At 75.2% G+C, this 16,214-nt stretch carries 12 protein-coding genes and 1 pseudogene; 9 read left to right on the top strand and 4 right to left on the bottom strand.

Annotation, left to right across the window (positions count from 1 at the left end; all coding sequences use genetic code 11):
- Positions 1-25 precede the first annotated feature (25 nt).
- The gene (locus ACH0BZ_RS02525) at positions 26-1,135 is read left to right on the top strand and encodes a M24 family metallopeptidase (protein WP_406896377.1); all 1,110 of its coding nucleotides are present in this window, start codon (positions 26-28) and stop codon (positions 1,133-1,135) included.
- A 107-nt stretch (positions 1,136-1,242) separates the two neighbouring features.
- Here the strand turns inward: ACH0BZ_RS02525 and ACH0BZ_RS02520 are convergent, their stop codons facing one another.
- Entirely contained in the window at positions 1,243-1,653 is a 411-nt protein-coding gene (locus ACH0BZ_RS02520) for a pyridoxamine 5'-phosphate oxidase family protein (RefSeq protein WP_406896376.1), read from the bottom strand.
- Between the two features lie 64 nt (positions 1,654-1,717).
- Between ACH0BZ_RS02520 and ACH0BZ_RS02515 the strand changes: the two genes are divergently transcribed.
- The 4 genes and pseudogenes from ACH0BZ_RS02515 to ACH0BZ_RS02500 all read left to right on the top strand — a co-directional run bounded on the left by ACH0BZ_RS02515 (position 1,718) and on the right by ACH0BZ_RS02500 (position 5,384).
- Positions 1,718-2,542 (top strand): SDR family NAD(P)-dependent oxidoreductase, encoded by an 825-nt coding sequence (locus ACH0BZ_RS02515; protein WP_406896375.1) that lies wholly within the window; start codon positions 1,718-1,720, stop codon positions 2,540-2,542.
- Positions 2,539-3,807: a precorrin-6y C5,15-methyltransferase (decarboxylating) subunit CbiE gene (cbiE, locus tag ACH0BZ_RS02510; RefSeq protein ID WP_406896374.1), complete on the top strand. Its 1,269-nt coding sequence runs from the start codon at positions 2,539-2,541 to the stop codon at positions 3,805-3,807. Before ACH0BZ_RS02515 ends, cbiE begins: the two co-directional genes overlap by 4 nt.
- A pseudogene (cobM, locus tag ACH0BZ_RS02505) lies at positions 3,804-4,577 on the top strand (precorrin-4 C(11)-methyltransferase); the annotation flags it as partial. The gene cbiE and the pseudogene cobM, both read left to right, overlap by 4 nt.
- A 78-nt stretch (positions 4,578-4,655) precedes the next feature.
- Positions 4,656-5,384 (top strand): cobalt-precorrin-6A reductase, encoded by a 729-nt coding sequence (locus tag ACH0BZ_RS02500; RefSeq protein WP_406896772.1) that lies wholly within the window; start codon positions 4,656-4,658, stop codon positions 5,382-5,384.
- Between the two features lie 176 nt (positions 5,385-5,560).
- Here ACH0BZ_RS02500 and cobJ read toward each other — a convergent pair whose 3' ends face one another.
- The 3 genes from cobJ to ACH0BZ_RS02485 are packed head-to-tail and all read right to left on the bottom strand — an operon-like array spanning position 5,561 to position 8,911.
- Entirely contained in the window at positions 5,561-7,084 is a 1,524-nt protein-coding gene (gene cobJ / locus ACH0BZ_RS02495; protein ID WP_406896372.1) for a precorrin-3B C(17)-methyltransferase, read from the bottom strand.
- Positions 7,081-7,716, bottom strand: a complete 636-nt coding sequence (locus ACH0BZ_RS02490; RefSeq protein ID WP_406896371.1) for a precorrin-8X methylmutase — start codon at positions 7,714-7,716, stop codon at positions 7,081-7,083. The genes cobJ and ACH0BZ_RS02490 overlap by 4 nt, the downstream gene beginning before the upstream one ends.
- A 13-nt stretch (positions 7,717-7,729) precedes the next feature.
- A complete protein-coding gene (locus ACH0BZ_RS02485; RefSeq protein ID WP_406896370.1) occupies positions 7,730-8,911 on the bottom strand; it encodes a precorrin-3B synthase in 1,182 nt (393 codons plus the stop codon).
- Between the two features lie 263 nt (positions 8,912-9,174).
- Between ACH0BZ_RS02485 and cobN the strand changes: the two genes are divergently transcribed.
- Genes cobN through ACH0BZ_RS02465 form a run of 4 tightly spaced genes read left to right on the top strand, consistent with a single transcriptional unit; the run spans position 9,175 to position 16,144 of the window.
- On the top strand, positions 9,175-12,816 hold the full coding sequence (gene cobN, locus ACH0BZ_RS02480; protein WP_406896369.1) for a cobaltochelatase subunit CobN: 3,642 nt from the start codon (positions 9,175-9,177) through the stop codon (positions 12,814-12,816).
- A gap of 50 nt (positions 12,817-12,866) precedes the next feature.
- Positions 12,867-13,763, top strand: coding sequence for an amidohydrolase (locus ACH0BZ_RS02475; protein WP_406896368.1), 897 nt, complete (start codon positions 12,867-12,869; stop codon positions 13,761-13,763).
- Positions 13,760-15,355 (top strand): apolipoprotein N-acyltransferase, encoded by a 1,596-nt coding sequence (gene lnt / locus ACH0BZ_RS02470; protein ID WP_406896367.1) that lies wholly within the window; start codon positions 13,760-13,762, stop codon positions 15,353-15,355. The genes ACH0BZ_RS02475 and lnt overlap by 4 nt, the downstream gene beginning before the upstream one ends.
- Positions 15,356-16,144, top strand: a complete 789-nt coding sequence (locus ACH0BZ_RS02465; protein WP_406896366.1) for a polyprenol monophosphomannose synthase — start codon at positions 15,356-15,358, stop codon at positions 16,142-16,144.
- Positions 16,145-16,214: the final 70 nt, after the last annotated feature.

Below are 16,214 nucleotides of genomic sequence, written 5' to 3'. Positions count from 1 at the left end.
CCGGCGGCACGCATAGGGTGGACGCATGAACGACTCCACCGGGATTCACGCCCACCGGCTCGGGGCGGTCCGTGACCGGGCCCGCGAGCTCGGGATCGACCACCTCGTGGTCTCCTCGGGCGAGGACATGGCCTACCTCACCGGCGAGCGGATCGACTCACACGAGCGGCTCACCGCGCTGGTGATCCCCGCGGCCGGCGGCTCGCCCGTCCTCGTCGTCCCGTCCCTCGAGCTCACCGACACCGTCCGCCGCGCCGCCGCGCGCGTGGGCGCGGAGCCGCAGCCGTGGTCCGACGGCACCGACGCCGTCGCCCTCGTCGTGGGGCTGGTGTCCGGCCGCGTCGCCGTGTCCGGGGCACTGCCCGCCCTGCACGTCGTGCCGCTCGGCCGGGGCGTCGACGGCGAGGTCGTGCTGGCGACCGACGTGATCGACGCGGTCCGGGCCGTCAAGACCCCCGAGGAGATCGAGCAGCTCGCCGAGGCCGCCCGGCGCATCGACGCCGTCCACGCGCGGATGGGGGAGTTCCTCCGCGTGGGGCGCACCGAGCGCGAGGCGGGCGAGCTCATCACCGCCGCGATCGAGGCCGAGGGCCTGACGCACGCCGAGTTCGTCATCGTGGGCTCCGGCCCCAACGGCGCCGACCCGCACCACGGGGTCTCCGACCGGGTGATCGCGGCCGGCGACATCGTGGTGGTGGACATCGGCGGGCCGCTGCCCAGCGGTTACCACTCGGACTGCACGCGCACCTACGCCATGGGCGAGCCCCCGGCCGACGTCGCCGAGGCCTACGCCGCGCTCGAAGAAGCCCAGCGTCTGGCCCGCGAGGCCGTGCGGCCCGGGGTAGCGATCGGCGAGGTGGACGCCGCCGCCCGCGAGTCGCTCGCCGCGGCCGGCCTCGGCGAGCTGTTCATCCACCGCACCGGGCACGGCATCGGGCTGGGTCTGCACGAGCCGCCGTTCGTCGCCCCGGGCGCCACGACGGTCCTCGAGGAGGGCATGACCTTCTCCGTGGAGCCCGGCGTGTACGTCCCCGGCCGCTGGGGCGCACGCCTGGAGGACATCGTCGCGGTGACCGCCGACGGCTGCCGCGCGCTCAACGCCGGCCCGCGCGGGCTCACGGTGCTCGGCGGCTGATCCCGGGGTTGCGCAGGTCGCGCCGGTCCTCTCCCTCCAACAGCGGTAACCGTCTGCAACAGCGGTCATGCACGCTGTTGGACGCGATCATCGCTGTTGGAAGGGGGTCAGGCGGGGCAGGTGAACATCCGCGCCGAGCCCAGGACGCGGTCCACCTCGATCGCCACCACGACGCGCTCGGGGTTGGGCGTGGGCTCGCGGTAGCGCAGCGCGTAGCGGCGTTCGCCCTCACGGACCGAGGCGGCGTCGGTGAGCAGCCGCACGGAACCTTCGAACGTCAGCCAGCGCGCCCCGTCGACATGTGAGACGGCCGCCCTCCCGCCGCGAGCCGCGTTGCGCGCCTTCTGCGAGCCCCGCCGGGTGATCACGCGCGCCAGCCCGCCGTCGGAATCCACCGTGAAGCCCACGGCCACGACGTGCGGCGATCCGTCCGCGCGGAGGGTGGTGAGCGTCCCCAGGTGGTACTCGGCGAGAAACGCGTGGGCCTCGGGGGAGAGGTCGGCGAGGGTGTGGGCCATGGCCGCGAGCCTGCCACAGCGAGCCGACGCCGGACCCGACGGGCCGCGTGGGAGACTGGGACGCATGTCCGCCCCCGACTCCCCGTCCTCTGACCGCCCGGCGACCGGCCCCACGGCAGTCGGCTCCGCGCCGCCCGGCCCGGCCCCGGCCGGCGAGGTCGTGGTGGTCTTCGGTGGACGCAGCGAGATCGGCCTGGCCGTGGCCCGGCGCCTCGCCGCCGGGCGGACGGTCGTGCTGGCGTCCCGCCCCGGCGGCGCCACCGCCGACCTCGCCGACCCGCTGCTCGCCGCGGGCGCCATCCGGGTCGAGCTGGTGGAGTTCGACGCCGACGACCTCGGCTCCCACAAGCGCGTCGTGGAACACATCGAGGCGCAGGTCGGGGAGATCGCGATCGCCGTGCTGGCGTTCGGCATCCTCGGCGACCAGTCCGTGGCCGAGCGGGACGCCGCCGAGGCCGCACGTATCCTGCACACCGACTTCGTGGCCCAGGCCGCGCTGCTCACCGTGCTCGCCGAACGGATGAAGCCGCGACGACGAGGCGTGCTGGTCGCCTTCTCCTCGGTCGCCGGCCAGCGCGTGCGTCGCGCCAACTACGTGTACGGCTCGGCCAAGGCCGGCCTCGACGGGTTCGCCTCCGGCATGGCCGACGCGCTCCACGGCACCGGGGTCACCCTCGTCATCCCGCGGCCGGGCTTCGTCATCGGCCGCATGACCGAGGGGATGGACCCGGCACCGTTCTCCTCGACTCCCGACCAGGTGGCCGACGCCGTGGTGGAGCGTGTGCTGGCCCGCAGGGCCGGCGTCGTGTGGATCCCGTGGCAGCTCCGCGTGATGTTCGCGGTGGCCCGCCTCGTGCCGCAGCCGGTGTGGCGGCGGATGCCGCGGTGAGCGCGCCGGTCCCCGTCGTCGGCGTCGGCGCCGACGGCCTCGACGGGCTCGCCCCGCGGTCCCGCCGGGTTCTCGAGGCGGCCACCGCGATCCACGGTTCGCCCCGCCAGCTCGAGCTGGTCGCGGACCTCGGTGTGCCTCTGTACCCGTGGCCGTCGCCGCTCGTCCCCGCGCTGCCCGTACTGTTCGGGGAGATCGCCCGCTCCGACGCCGCGATCGTCGCCAGCGGCGACCCGATGTTCCACGGGATCGGCTCCACGCTCGCCCGGATCATCGGCCCACAGCGGCTCCACGTGTACCCCGCCCCGTCCTCGGCGTCGCTGGCCGCCGCCCGCCTGGGCTGGCCGCTCGCCGGCCTCGACGTGCACTCGTGCGTCACCGCGGACCCGCACGTCGTCCTGGCCACCGCGCGGCCCGGAGGGCGGGCCCTCGTGCTGTGCCGCGACGCCTCGACGCCCGCCGCCCTGGCCCGAGTGCTCGTCGACGCCGGTCTGGGGGAGAGCGCGCTCACCGTCCTCGCCGACCTCGGCGCACGGGCGGAGTCGCGACACGCCCTCACCGCCACCGAACTCACCGGCGCCATCGAGATCACCGGGGCCTCGGCGCGGTGGTCCGACCTGTGCGTGGCCGCCGTCGAATACCGGGCCGCCCCCGGTGCGGCCGTTGTTCCCGGCGGCCCCGCCCCGGGACTGCCCGACGCGGCCTACGCGAATGACGGCCAACTGACCAAGCGCGTCGCCCGCGCCGTCACCGTGGCCGCGCTCGACCCGCACCCCGGCGCCCTGCTGTGGGACATCGGCGGCGGGTCCGGGTCGATCGGCATCGAGTGGTCGCGGATGGCGCCCGGTGCCCGCGCGGTGGCCGTCGAGCGCGACCCCGGTCGCGCCGGCCGGATCCGCGCCAACGCAATCCGGCTAGGCGTTCCCGGCCTGGATGTCGTCGAGGGCGCGGCTCCCGCCGCGCTCGACGGGCTGCCGCGGCCCGACGCGGTGTTCGTCGGCGGTGGCGTTACAGCGCCCGGGTTGCTCGACGCCTGTTGGGACGCGCTGCGACCGGGCGGCCGGCTCGTAGCCGCGGCCGTGACGCTCGAGTCCGAGCGTGTGCTCGCCGACCGGCACGCGACCCATGGCGGCACGCTCACCCGACTCGGGGTGGAGACCGCCGAACCGCTCGGGTCGTTCACCGGGTGGCGGCCGGCGCGACCCGTCGTCCACCTGGAGTGCGTCAAACCCGTCGAACCGTCCGAGGAGGGGTCCACCCCGTGACCGTGTACTTCATCGGCGCCGGCCCCGGCGCCGCGGACCTGCTCACGCTCCGCGCGGCCCGCCTCGTCGCCCGCTGCGGGACCTGCCTCTACGCCGGTAGCATCGTCCCGCGCGAGGTACTGGCGTCCTGTCCGCCCACCGCGCGGATCGTCAACACCGCCCGCATGCCACTCGGCGAGATCCTGGCCGAGATCCGTGCCGCCCACGCCCGGGGTGACGACGTCGCGCGCCTGCACTCCGGCGACCCGTCCGTGTACTCGGCGGTCGACGAGCAGATCCGGGCGCTCGACGCCGAGGGGATCGACTGGGAGATCGTCCCCGGGGTCCCCTCCTTCGCTGCCGCGGCAGCCGGTCTCGGGGTGGAACTGACGGTCCCGCACGTCTCCCAGTCGGTGATCCTCACCCGAGTCGATGGCCGCGCCACGCCGATGCCGCCGGGGGAGGACCTGGCCTCGGTGTGTGCGTCCGGCGCCACCGCCGTCATCCACCTCGCCGCGGCCCAGATGCCGCGCGTGGTCCGCGAACTCACATCGATCTACGGCGCCGGCTGCCCGGCGGCCGTGGTGGCGTTCGCCAGCCGCCCCGACGAGGTGGCCCTGCGGGGCACGCTCGCCGACATCGCCGGAAAGGTCGAGGAGGCCGGCGTCACCCGCACCGCCGTGATCATCGTGGGGCGCGTGCTGGAACGCGGGGGCACCGACGACACGCTCCGCAGCTTCCTGTACTCCGACGACCGTCCGCGCGACGCCGAGGGGCGTACCGTCTGCGCACCCACGCCCTGCGGTGCGGCGACCCCCTCACCGCCGGTCACGCCGCCGACCCCCGCCTCGCCGCCGCGCCGGATCCTCGTGTTGGGTGGTACCAGCGAGGGTCGCCAGCTGGCCGACCTACTCGATTCCGCGGGCCTCGACGTCGTCACCTCGCTCGCCGGGCGGGTCTCCCGCCCCCGGCTGCCGCGCGGCGACGTGCGCATCGGGGGGTTCGGCGGCCCCGACGGGTTGGCCCGCTGGCTCCGCGAGCACGACGTGAGCGCCGTCATCGACGCCACCCACCCCTTCGCCGAGCGGATCTCCGGGTCTGCCTCCGAGGCCACGGCCGCGACCGGCGTCCCGCTGCTGCGCCTCCACCGGCCCGCCTGGGAACCGCGGGAGGACGACGCCTGGATCCGCGTGCCGGACATGGACTCCGCGGCCCGCACCGTCCGTGAGCGCTTCCGCCGGCCGATGCTCACCATCGGGCGACAGGGGCTCGGTTCCTTTGCCGGGGACACCCGTGGCTCGTACCTCATCCGTTGCGTCGAACCGCCCGAGGAGCCCCTGCCGCACCGCTACCTGCTGGTGCTCGATCGGGGTCCGTTCGGCGTGGACTCCGAGCGAACGCTCATGGCGCGGCACCGGATCGACGTGCTGGTGACCAAGAACAGCGGTGGAGAGGCCACCGAGGCAAAGCTCGAGGCCGCGCGCGAGCTGCGGATCCCCGTGGTGATGGTGGACCGACCCGCGGCGCCGGCGGCCGAGACCGTGCACACCGTCGACGACGCGGCCCGCTGGCTGGTCGCCCGGTTCGGCTCACGCTGACCACCGCCGGCCCGCGCCCCGGGCCCCGCGCCGCGCGCCCCGACATCGGCGACCCCACACCTCTGCACAATCGGCGACTCTGCTGCTGGGTCGGCGACCCCCACATGGGCTGCCGACCCAGCAGCAGAGTCGCCGATTTCGGTGAGCGGCCGGGGCCGGTGAGCGGCCGGGGCCGCTCAGTACGAGCGCGGCGTGTACGCCCGCGGCCCGGCCGCGGTGTCCAGCACCCGAGTGCGCGAGGACCCCACGATCAGCAGGGTCCGCATGTCCACCACATCCGGGTCGAACGCGGCGGCGGTGGTCACGGTGAGCGACTCCTCGGCCCCGCCGACGTCGCGGCCCACGATCACGACCCGGTCCGAGCCGCCCACCTCGAGCGCGACGTCGCGCAGGCGCACCACCTGCTCGCGGCGGCTGCGGGAGGCGGGGTTGTAGACGGCGACGGCGAGGTCGGCGGAGAGGAGCGCCCGCAGTCGCGCCTCGACCACCTCCCAGGGCTTGAGCCGGTCGGAGAGGGAGATCATCGCGAAGTCGTGCCCCAGCGGCGCGCCGGCGCGGGCGGCCACGGCACTGGCGGCGGTGACGCCGGGCAGCACCTCGATCTCCACATCCGCATAGCCGCCGGCCTCGGCCGCCTCGAACACCGCCGACGCCATGGCGAACACCCCGGGATCGCCGCCGGAGACCACCACGACGCGGCGGCCCGCCCGCGCCAGATCCAGCGCGAACGTGGCACGCTCGACCTCCACGCGGTTGTCGGAGGAGTGGATCCGCTGGCCCGGTCGCGGCGGCACGCGCCGGGTGTAGGTCGCGTAGCCGACCACGTCGGTGGCGGTGCGTAGGGCGGCGTCGACCTCGGGCGTGCGCCAGCCGGCCGGGCCCGGACCGGTGCCGATCACGACCAGGCGCGGAGCCTCGTCGTGGCCGGCGGAACCCGCGGGCACCCCGGCCACCCGCCGCCGGGTGTCCTCGGGACTGGGGATCACCGCGGCGGAGAAGTACGGCACGGTGTCGGCGTCGACGTCGGCGAGCGGTTCGACCCGCTGCGCCGGCCAGGTGGCACGCTCGACGTACCGGGCCTCGTCCAGGCGCCCGGCGGCGGCGACGGCGCGGCGGACCTTGGCGAAGGTCCGGCCGAGCTTCATGACCACGGCCGAGTCGGTCTGCGCGAGCCGCTCGGTGAGCGTGGCCTCGTCGAGGGTGCCGGGCAGGACGGTGAGCACCTCCTCACCCTCGACCAGGGGCCGGGTAACGGCGGCGGAGACAGCCGAGACGGCGGTCACTCCGGGCACGATCTCGCACGAGAACTCGTCGCACAGCCGCGTGTACATGTGCATGAACGAGCTGTAGAACAGCGGGTCGCCGGCCGCGCACAGGGCTACGTCCCGCCCGGCGCGCAGGTGCGCGGCCAGCCGCTGCGCGGCCTCGGCGTAGAACTCCTCGATCGCCGCCTCGTAGCCGCCGGGGTGGTCGGTCTCCTCGACGGTCAGCGGGTAGACGAGCAGTTCCTCGAGCTGGTCGCCGCGCATGTAGGCGGCCGCGGTGTCGCGCGCGATGGAGTTGCCGTGGCGGGCGGCGTGGAAGGCCACGACGTCGGCCTCGGCGATCACGCGCGCGCCGCGGACGGTGACGAGCTCGGGGTCGCCCGGGCCGAGCCCGACGCCGTAGAGCGTGCCCGGTGCGGGGGAGTCGCCGCTCATTCGGCGGTGCTCGCGAGCGCGTTGAGGGCGGCCGCGGTGATCGCCGAGCCGCCCCGCCGGCCGTGGACGGTGACGAACTCCAGGCCCAGTTCGGCGGCATCTGCGGCGAGCGCCGCCTTGGACTCGGCGGCGCCGATGAACCCGACCGGGCAGCCCACCACCGCGGCTGGCTTCGGCCCCCCGGCTGCGATCATCTCCAGCAGGTGGAACAGCGCCGTGGGCGCGTTGCCGATCGCCACCACAGCGCCGTCGAGGCGATCCCGCCACAGCTCCAGCGCGGCGGCCGAACGGGTGGTGCCGAGCTCGGCTGCCAGGCCCGGGGTGCGCTCGTCGCGCAGGGTGCACAGCACCTCGTTGTCCGCGGGCAGCCGAAGCCGGGTGACGCCCGAGGCCACCATGTGCGCGTCGGCGAGGATCGGCGCCCCGGCGGACAGCGCGGCGCGGGCGGCAGCCACGACGGCGGGGGAGAAGGCGACGTCGCGGGCCAGGTCCACCTGCCCGCACGCGTGGATCATGCGGACGACGACGCGGGAGACGTCGTCGGGGAAGCGGGCGAGGTCGGCCTCGGCGCGGATGGTGGTAAAGGACCGGCGGTAGATCTCGGCGCCGTCGGTCTCGTACTCGTAGGGCATGCGTCCTCGCTGATCAGGGGGTGTCGGACGACCGGTCCACGCGGTACCCGTCCACAGTGGCCCGCACACGCGCTCCGCGACCGGTGTAGCCGCAGCCGCGCTCGCAGCCCACCCAGTGCTGTGGTCCGGCCACGGGCAGGGCGCCCCGCCGGACGGCGTCGGCGGCATCGTATCGGACGTCGGTGAGCGACCTGTCGCAGCCCGGCAGCCCGGTGCAGGCGGTCACCTCTACCCAGGGCGAGGCGGCGTCGAAGATCATCCCCATGGGTGCGAGCACACGCACCACCTGCTCGGCCATGCCCTCGGTGAGGCCGTGGACTCCGATCACCTTGTCCGCGGAGACCGTGCTGGGCCGCTCGACCGCGCCCAAGAACTCGGCCAGCCGCGCGGGGACCACGCCGAAGGGCACCACGGCGAGCAGCGTGACGAGCCCGTCGGCGGTGTCGACCCACCCGACCGGCGGCGCCTCGACGGCCGTGGTCGGCCGCGGGTCGGTGGCGCCGGCGGAGGTCCGCTCGTGGTCGGAGAGGGTCCCGACGACGAGGTCGTGCAGGTCGCCGGAGCCGGGCACGCGCCAGGTGCCCTCAGCGCCGCGCGCGAAGGCGGCGGCCGCGTCCACCAGGACGGTCGCGGCGTCGCCCGGGGGCACCTCGATGCCGGCGTCGCGACCTGCCACGTACACGCGGACCGGCCGGCCGGGCCCACCCGCGACGGCGGCCAGGTCGGGCGCGTGGGCCAGGACGTCGCCGGAGCCGTCGTCGAGGCCGAAGAGGAACCGGCCGCTCAGCGCGGTGACATCCGCGCGGGCGAGCAGCTCGGCGTCGAGCCGCTCGGGCAGGTCGCCGAGATCGTGGTGGCCCTCGAGCCGGCCGGCCAGGGGCGAGGCGATGACGTTGCGCACGCGGTCGTGTGAGGCACTGGGCAGCAGGCCGTGCTCGTCCACGCGCCGGCGCAGCAGCTCTTCGTCGCGCACGCCCCGGACCTGGAGATTGCCGCGGGAGGTGAGGTGGACGTCGCCGCCGTGGTCCGCGGCGATCGCGGCCAGCGCGGTCCAGTCGGCGGGCCGCAGCCGCCCGCCGGGGAACCGCAGTCGGGCGATCCCGCCGTCCGCGGCGGGGAAGACGCGCAGGACTCCGGGGCAGCGATCGTCGGGGGAGCGGCCGTCGGGGGCTTCGCCGTGCGGGGAAGGGCTCATCGCGGACCAGCGTAGGCCGCCGCCGGTGGTGCGGCCGCCCGGGTCGACCGGCCGGGGGATAGTCTGGCCGCGGGCACGGGAGCCGAGAAGCCGGTGAGAACCCGGGACGGTCGCGCCACCTGTGATGCCCGCCGCGGGCGCCAGACGTCACGCGGCGGGACGAGTCGGACCTCACCCGCGCCCAACGACCACTCGTCGTCCGCGCCACCCGTGCGCGGCGCCCCCGCTTGGGACGCGATATCCCGGGAAGGCCCTCGCCAGCCATGATCACGCTGCTGTCCACGTCGGACACCGACCTGCTCTCCGCCCGCGCCTGCGGCGCGGACTACCGCCTCGGCAACCCCCGTTTCCTCGACGCAGACCGGCTCCGCGAGCTCGCGGCCGGCGCCGACGCGGTGGTCTACCGCCAGCTCGGCAGCCGCCACGCGATCGCCGACCACCTGTCCGTGCTGGCGGCGACCGGGGTGCCGCTCGTCGTGGTGTCCGGTGAGCAGGCCGCCGACGCCGACCTCATGAGCGCCTCCACAGTGCCCGCCGGGGTGGCGCGGCAGGCCCACGACTACCTGGCCTTCGGCGGCCCGGAGAACCTCGCGCAGCTGTGGGCCTTTCTCGCCGACACGCTCACCCTGAGCGGACACGGCTTCGCCCCGCCGCGCGAGCTCCCCGCCTGGGGACGGCTCGAGGGCGACTGGGACGCGCCCGCGACCGCCGACGGCCGGGCGGCCCCGCGCGTCGCCGTCGTCTATTACCGGGCCCAGCACCTGGCCGGCAACACCCGGTACGTCGAGGAGCTGTGCCGGGCAGTGGTCGCCGCGGGCGCCACGGCGGTGCCGCTGTACTGCGCGTCGCTGCGCCGGCCCGACGACGGGCTCATCGACGAGCTCCGCACGGTGGACGCCGCGGTGGTCACGGTCCTCGCCGCGGGCGGCGCCACGCCCGCCGCGGCCACGGCCGGGGGCGACGACGACTCGTGGAACGTCGCCCACCTGGCCGAACTCGACATGCCGATCCTCCAGGGGTTGTGCCTGACCTGCGACCGCGACACGTGGGAGGCCTCCGACGAGGGCGCGCTGCCGCTCGACGTGGCCACGCAGGTGGCGGTGCCGGAGTTCGACGGCCGGGTCATCACCGTCCCGTTCTCCTTCAAGCACCTCGATCCCGACGGCCTGGCACACTACGTGCCCGACGTCGAACGCTGCGCCCGCGTGGCCGGCATTGCCGTCCGGCACGCCCGGTTGCGCCACGTCCCGGCTGCGGACAAGCGCGTGTGCGTGATGCTCTCGGCGTACCCCACCAAGCACGCACGGATCGGCAACGCCGTGGGCCTGGACACCGCCGCCTCGGTGGTGGCGCTACTGCGGGGCATGCGCGAGGAGGGCTACGACCTGGGCACCGATCCGGTGCCCGGCCTGGACACCGAGCACCCCGACGACCTCATGCACGCGCTCATCGCCGCCGGCGGACAGGACCCGGACTGGCTCACCGAGGCGCAGCTCGCCGCCAACCCGCACCGCATCCCGGCCGCGACGTGGCGGCGGTGGGCCGCCGACCTCGACCCGGCGCTGCGGGACGCCGTCGAACAGGCGTGGGGCCCGGCGCCCGGCGAACTCTACGTGGACCGCTCGGCCGAGGCGCTGCGCAGGGACCCCGACGGCGAGATCTGCGTGGCCGCTCTCCAGTTCGGCAACGTGCTCGTCATGGTCCAGCCCCCGCGCGGCTTCGGCGAGAACCCGGTGGCGATCTACCACGACCCCGACCTCGCCCCGAGCCACCACTACCTGGCCGCCTACCGGTGGCTGCGCGAGCCGGTCGGGGCCGGCGGCTTCGGCGCCCACGCGGTGTGCCACGTGGGCAAGCACGGGAACATGGAGTGGCTGCCCGGCAAGAACGTCGGCCTGTCCGCCGGGTGCGGACCCGACGCGGCGATCGGCGACCTGCCGCTGGTCTACCCGTTCCTCGTCAACGACCCCGGCGAGGGCACCCAGGCCAAGCGACGCGCCCACGCGGTGCTCGTCGATCACCTCGTGCCGCCCATGGCGCGCGCCGAGTCCTACGGCGACATCGCCCGGCTGGAGCAGCTGCTCGACGAGCACCAGAACGTCTCGGCGCTCGACCCGGCCAAGCTGCCGGCGATCCGACAGCAGATCTGGACGCTCATCAGCGCCGCCCGGATGGACCGCGAGCTCGGGTGGGAGGAACGCCCGGACGAGGAGGCGTTCGACGACCAGCTCATGCACGTCGACGGCTGGCTGTGCGAGATCAAGGACGTCCAGATCCGCGACGGACTGCACGTGCTCTCCACCGCTCCGGAGGGCGACCACCTGGTGGACCTGGTGACGGCGATGCTCCGCGCCCGCCAGCTCTGGGGCGGGGAGCAGACGGTGCCCGGACTCCGGGAGGCCCTCGGCCTGGACGAGGCCGACGGGGTGCGCGCGGACGTCGACGCCGCCGAGGCGCTCGCCCGCGGGCTCGTCGCCCGGCTCGCGGCCGCCGGCTGGGACCCGGGGTCCGTGGACGAGGCCGTCGCGGGCGCCGCGCTGCCGGAGACGGCCGACCTCGCCGTCGTCACCCGGATCGCCGACTTCGCCTGCCGCGAGGTGGTGCCCCGCCTCCTCGCCACCACCGAGGAGGTGCCCCGCACGCTGCACGCCCTCCGCGGCGGCTACATCCCCGCCGGCCCCTCCGGCTCCCCGCTGCGCGGGCTGATCAACGTGCTGCCCACCGGGCGGAACTTCTACTCGGTGGACCCGCGGGCCCTGCCCACCCCACTCGCGTGGGAGACCGGGCAGGTCATGGCCGACTCGCTGCTCGAGCGACACCTGGCCGAGACGGGGGAGTACCCGCGCTCGGTGGGCCTGTCGGTCTGGGGTACCTCCGCCATGCGGACCTCGGGCGACGACATCGCCGAGGTGTTCGCACTGCTGGGTGTGCGGCCGGTGTGGGACGAGGCCAGCCGGCGGATCGTGGACCTGCGGGCGATCGACCCGGACGAGCTCGGCCGGCCGCGGATCGACGTGACCGTCCGCATCTCCGGGTTCTTCCGGGACGCCTTTCCGCACGTCCTCGACCTGCTCGACGACGCGGTGCAGCTCGTGGCCGGGCTCGACGAGCCGGCGGACCAGAACTTCGTCCGCGCGCACATCGAGCAGGACGTGGCCGGCGGCGCCGGGCGGAGGGGCGCGTCGGCGCGCGTGTTCGGCTCCAAGCCCGGCACCTACGGCGCGGGCCTGCTGCAGCTCGTGGACTCGGGCTCATGGCGCGACGACGCCGACCTTGCCGACGTGTACACCGAGTGGGGCGGCTACGCCTACGGACGCGGACTCGACGGTGCCCCCGCGGGCGAGGACATGCGGCGCGCATACCGGCGCATCGAGGTGGCGGCCAAGAACATCGACTCGGTCGAGCACGACGTCCTGGATTCGGACGACTACTACCAGTACCACGGCGGGATGGTGGCCACGGTCCGCGCGCTCACCGGCGCCGACCCCAAGGCCTACGTGGGGGACTCCACCACCCCCGACCGCGTGCGTACCCGCACCCTCACCGAGGAGACGGGGCGAATCGTCCGCGCCCGCGTGCTCAACCCGCGCTGGATCGAGGCGATGCGCCGCCACGGCTACAAGGGCGCGTTCGAGATGGCCGCCACGGTCGACTACCTCTTCGGTTGGGACGCCACGACCGGCGTGGTGGACGACTGGATGTACGAGCAGGTCGCGCAGGCCTACGTCCTCGACCCGGTCAACCGCGAGTTCCTCGACCGGTCCAACCCGTGGGCCCTGCACGGCATGACCGAACGGCTGCTCGAAGCCGCCGACCGCGACCTGTGGTCCGAGCCCGACCCGGCCGTCCTCGACGGGTTGCGCCGGGCGTTCCTCGACGCCGAGGGCGCGCTCGAGGACAGGTGAGGCGACCCGCGCACGGCCCGGCGCTGGGTGACTCGGGGATAATCGCGGCCATGACCGCAACGCTGGCCACCGGGGGCCGCATCCTCACCCCCTCCTCCCGCGACGCCACCGCACTCGCCCACGACGGCGGCCTGGTGGTCTGGGCGGGTGCCGACGCCCCGGCCCCGGCCCTGTTCCCCGACGCCGAGCACGTGGACCTGGCCGGGGACTGGGTCGCGCCGGCGTTCGTGGAATGCCTGTCCGATGGGCTCGACATCGGGGCCGCGGCCGCGCGCGGCGTGGTGCCCGCCGGCCTGCCCGCGCCGCACGCCACCGGGACCGTGGCCGACCGCGTCCGCGCGGGGGAGCGGGTGGTGGTGGACGCCGGCGCCGACCCGGCCGGGGTGGCGGCCGCGCTCACCGATCTGGCCACCGAACTCGGAGGGCCGGCCGTGGCCCGGTGTACCCCCACCCTCGTCGGCGCACCGGACCTCGACGACGCGGGGCTCGCCGCGCTCGCGGCCGTCGGTGCGGTGATCCTGCTGCGCCCGCTCGTCGACGACCTGGCCGGGACCGACCTCGTGCGGCTCGCCGGCTCAGGGGCGGCGCTCGCGGCGTCGGTGCGGGCAGGCGACGAGGTGCGCCCGTGGGACGCGCTGCGGGCGCTCACCACGGTCGACCGCGGCCGCGGCCTCTCGCCCCGCGCCGCGTTCACCGCCACGACCCGCGGTGCCCGTCGCGCCGCCGGCGCCCGGGACGGCGCCGCGAGCACCCTCGCCGTGGGCGCGCCGGCCACCTACGTTCGGTGGGAGACCGGCGAGCTCGTGGTGGCTGCCGCCGACGACGCCGTGCAGCGCTGGTCCACCGATCCCCGCTCCGGCGTGCCGCCCATGCCCGACCTGGCCGGGCCCGACCCGGTGCTCCGGGACCTCGTGGTGGACGGCCACCCCGGGAACGCCGACCGGTGACGGCACTGCTCGTCCGCGCGCTCGGCGCCGCCGCCGCGGGCGCCCTACTCGCCGCCTCGTTCCCGCCCGTGGGCCTGTGGTGGGCGGCGTTTCCGGCGGTCGCCCTGCTCGTGGTGGTGCTGGCGCCGGTCCGCCGGGGCGGCCGCGACCTCGGGCGTCGGCCCCGCGCACGGACCGGCGCCCTCCTCGGCTTCGTCGCCGGCCTCACTTTTTTCCTACTCCTCGTCCCGTGGGTCGGCTTGTACGTGGGCGCCTACGCCGCCTGGGGTCTGTCCGCGGTCGAGGCGCTGTACCTGGCCGGGTTCGGCGCAGGCGCGGCGGTGATCCTCCGGACCGCCCTGCACCCCGGCCCGGGGGTCGGCCGGCGAGCCCTGGCCGGCGTGCTCGGGGTGACCGGCTGGTGGTCGCTGTGGGAGTGGATCCGCTCGTCGTGGCCCTGGGGCGGATTCCCGTGGGGCCGACTCGCCTTCGGCCAGGCGGACGGCCCGCTGCTGCCGATCGCCGCCCTCGGCGGCTCCCCGCTGCTCGGGTTCGCCGTGGCCGCGCTCGGCTCCGCCCTCGCGGTGGGGCTGCTGCTCGCCGTCCGCCACGAACTCTCCGGGCGAGCCGTGGGCGCCCTGGCAGTGGTCCCGGTGGTGACGGCGGGGTTCGCGCTCGCGGGGACGCTCACGTCTGCGGCCGAGCGGGAAACGGAGGCGGTCGAGGTGGCCGTCGTCCAGGGCAACGTGCCCCGGCTGGGCCTGGACTTCCAGGCCCAGCGCCGCGCTGTCCTGGAAAACCACCTCGGGGTGACCGCCGAGCTGGCCGACCGGGTCGACGCCGGCACGGCGCCCCGCCCGGACCTGGTGATCTGGCCCGAGAACGCCTCCGACATCTCGCCGCTGGACGATCGCCGGGCCGGCACGCAGATCGGCGCGCTGTCCGAGCGCCTGTCGGCCCCGATCCTCGTGGGGACCGTCCTGCCCGTCGGCTCCGGCCCCGAGGCCACCAACACCGTCCTGGTGTGGGACGGCGACGACGGCGTGGTGGACCGGCACGACAAGCACTACATCCAGCCGTTCGGAGAGTGGCTACCGTGGCGGGGGCTCTTCGAGGCCCTGTTCCCGATCGCCGAGTCGGCGGGGCACTTCGTCCCCGGCAACACGACAGGGCACGTCCGCGCGGCCGGGGTGGACCTGGGGGCGGCGATCTGCTTCGAGGTGGCCTTCGACACGGCCGCCCGCACCCCTGTCGCCGAGGGCGCGCAGATCCTCACCGTGCCCACCAACAACGCCACCTTCGGACGTTCGCCCATGACCTACCAGCAGCTCGCCATGTCGCGGGTCCGGGCCGTGGAGCACCGGGTGCCGGTCCTCATCGCCGCCACGAGCGGCGTGAGCGCCGTGGTGGCACCGGACGGCGCGGTGCTGCAGGAGACCGACATCTTCGAACCCGCCGTCCTCTCCGCCACGGTAGAGGTGGGGTCGGCCGGTACCATGGCAACCCGTCTGGGCGGCATCCCGCAGACCCTGGTGGGCCTCATCGGCCTGGCCGGGCTCGCCTGGGCGCTGATCCGCCGGCCGCTGCCCGCGAACCACACCGAGGAGACCTAAGTGACCGATCCCCACCCGACGCCCGCCCCGGGCCCGGGGGCTCCGTCAGCCCGCACGTTGGTCGTCATCCCGACCTACGACGAGCGCGAGAACCTCCCGTCGGTCGTGGAGCGCCTACTCGCCGCGGCCCCGGACGTCTCGGTACTCATCGCCGACGACAACAGCCCGGACGGCACGGGGGAGGTCGCCGACCGGCTCGCCGCCGAGGACACCCGCGGGCGCATCTCCGTGCTGCACCGCGCGGGCAAGGAGGGGCTCGGCGCCGCCTACATCGCCGGCTTCCGCTGGGGCCTGGAGCGTGGCTACACGGTGCTCGTGGAGATGGACGCCGACGGCAGTCACCCGCCGGAGCGGTTGCCCGCGATGCTCGCGGCCGTCGACGCCGGCGCCGACCTGGCGATCGGCTCCCGGTACGTCCCCGGCGGCAGCGTCGTCAACTGGCCCTGGCAGCGGCATGTGATCTCGCGCGGCGGCAACGTCTACTCCCGGATCATGCTGGGCGTGGGCATCAAGGACATCACCGCCGGGTTCCGGGCCTACCGGGCCGACGCCATCGCGGAGATGGATCTGGACTCCATCGAGTCCAAGGGCTACTGCTTCCAGATCGACATGACGTGGCGTCTACTCGGCGTCGGCCGCACGGTGGTCGAGGTGCCCATCACCTTTACCGAGCGCACCGTGGGCCAGTCCAAGATGAGCGAGTCGATCTTCCGCGAGGCCGCCGTCAACGTGGCCCGCTGGGGCTGGGAGAAGCGGCGCCGGCAGCTCCGGTCGCTCGTCGGGCGCTGAGCCCCGGACGGGCCCCAAGCACGGCGCGGCCCGCCGGACAGCCGAGACGCCCCGGTCTCTCCGTGAGGGG

It is taken from the genome of Dietzia sp. 179-F 9C3 NHS, from assembly GCF_045369825.1.
Classification (GTDB): Bacteria; Actinomycetota; Actinomycetes; order Mycobacteriales; family Mycobacteriaceae; genus Dietzia.
The sequence above is the reverse complement of the archived record's forward strand: the minus strand, read 5'-3'. Positions and strand labels throughout refer to the sequence as shown.

Coding starts and splice junctions, on each gene's coding strand:
- ACH0BZ_RS02525 (WP_406896377.1), top strand. CDS start 26: ATGAACGACTCCACCGGGATTCACGCCCACCGGCTCGGGGCGGTCCGT.
- ACH0BZ_RS02520 (WP_406896376.1), bottom strand. CDS start 1,653: ATGGCCCACACCCTCGCCGACCTCTCCCCCGAGGCCCACGCGTTTCTC.
- ACH0BZ_RS02515 (WP_406896375.1), top strand. CDS start 1,718: ATGTCCGCCCCCGACTCCCCGTCCTCTGACCGCCCGGCGACCGGCCCC.
- cobJ (WP_406896372.1), bottom strand. CDS start 7,084: ATGAGCGGCGACTCCCCCGCACCGGGCACGCTCTACGGCGTCGGGCTC.
- ACH0BZ_RS02490 (WP_406896371.1), bottom strand. CDS start 7,716: ATGCCCTACGAGTACGAGACCGACGGCGCCGAGATCTACCGCCGGTCC.
- ACH0BZ_RS02485 (WP_406896370.1), bottom strand. CDS start 8,911: ATGAGCCCTTCCCCGCACGGCGAAGCCCCCGACGGCCGCTCCCCCGAC.
- cobN (WP_406896369.1), top strand. CDS start 9,175: ATGATCACGCTGCTGTCCACGTCGGACACCGACCTGCTCTCCGCCCGC.
- ACH0BZ_RS02475 (WP_406896368.1), top strand. CDS start 12,867: ATGACCGCAACGCTGGCCACCGGGGGCCGCATCCTCACCCCCTCCTCC.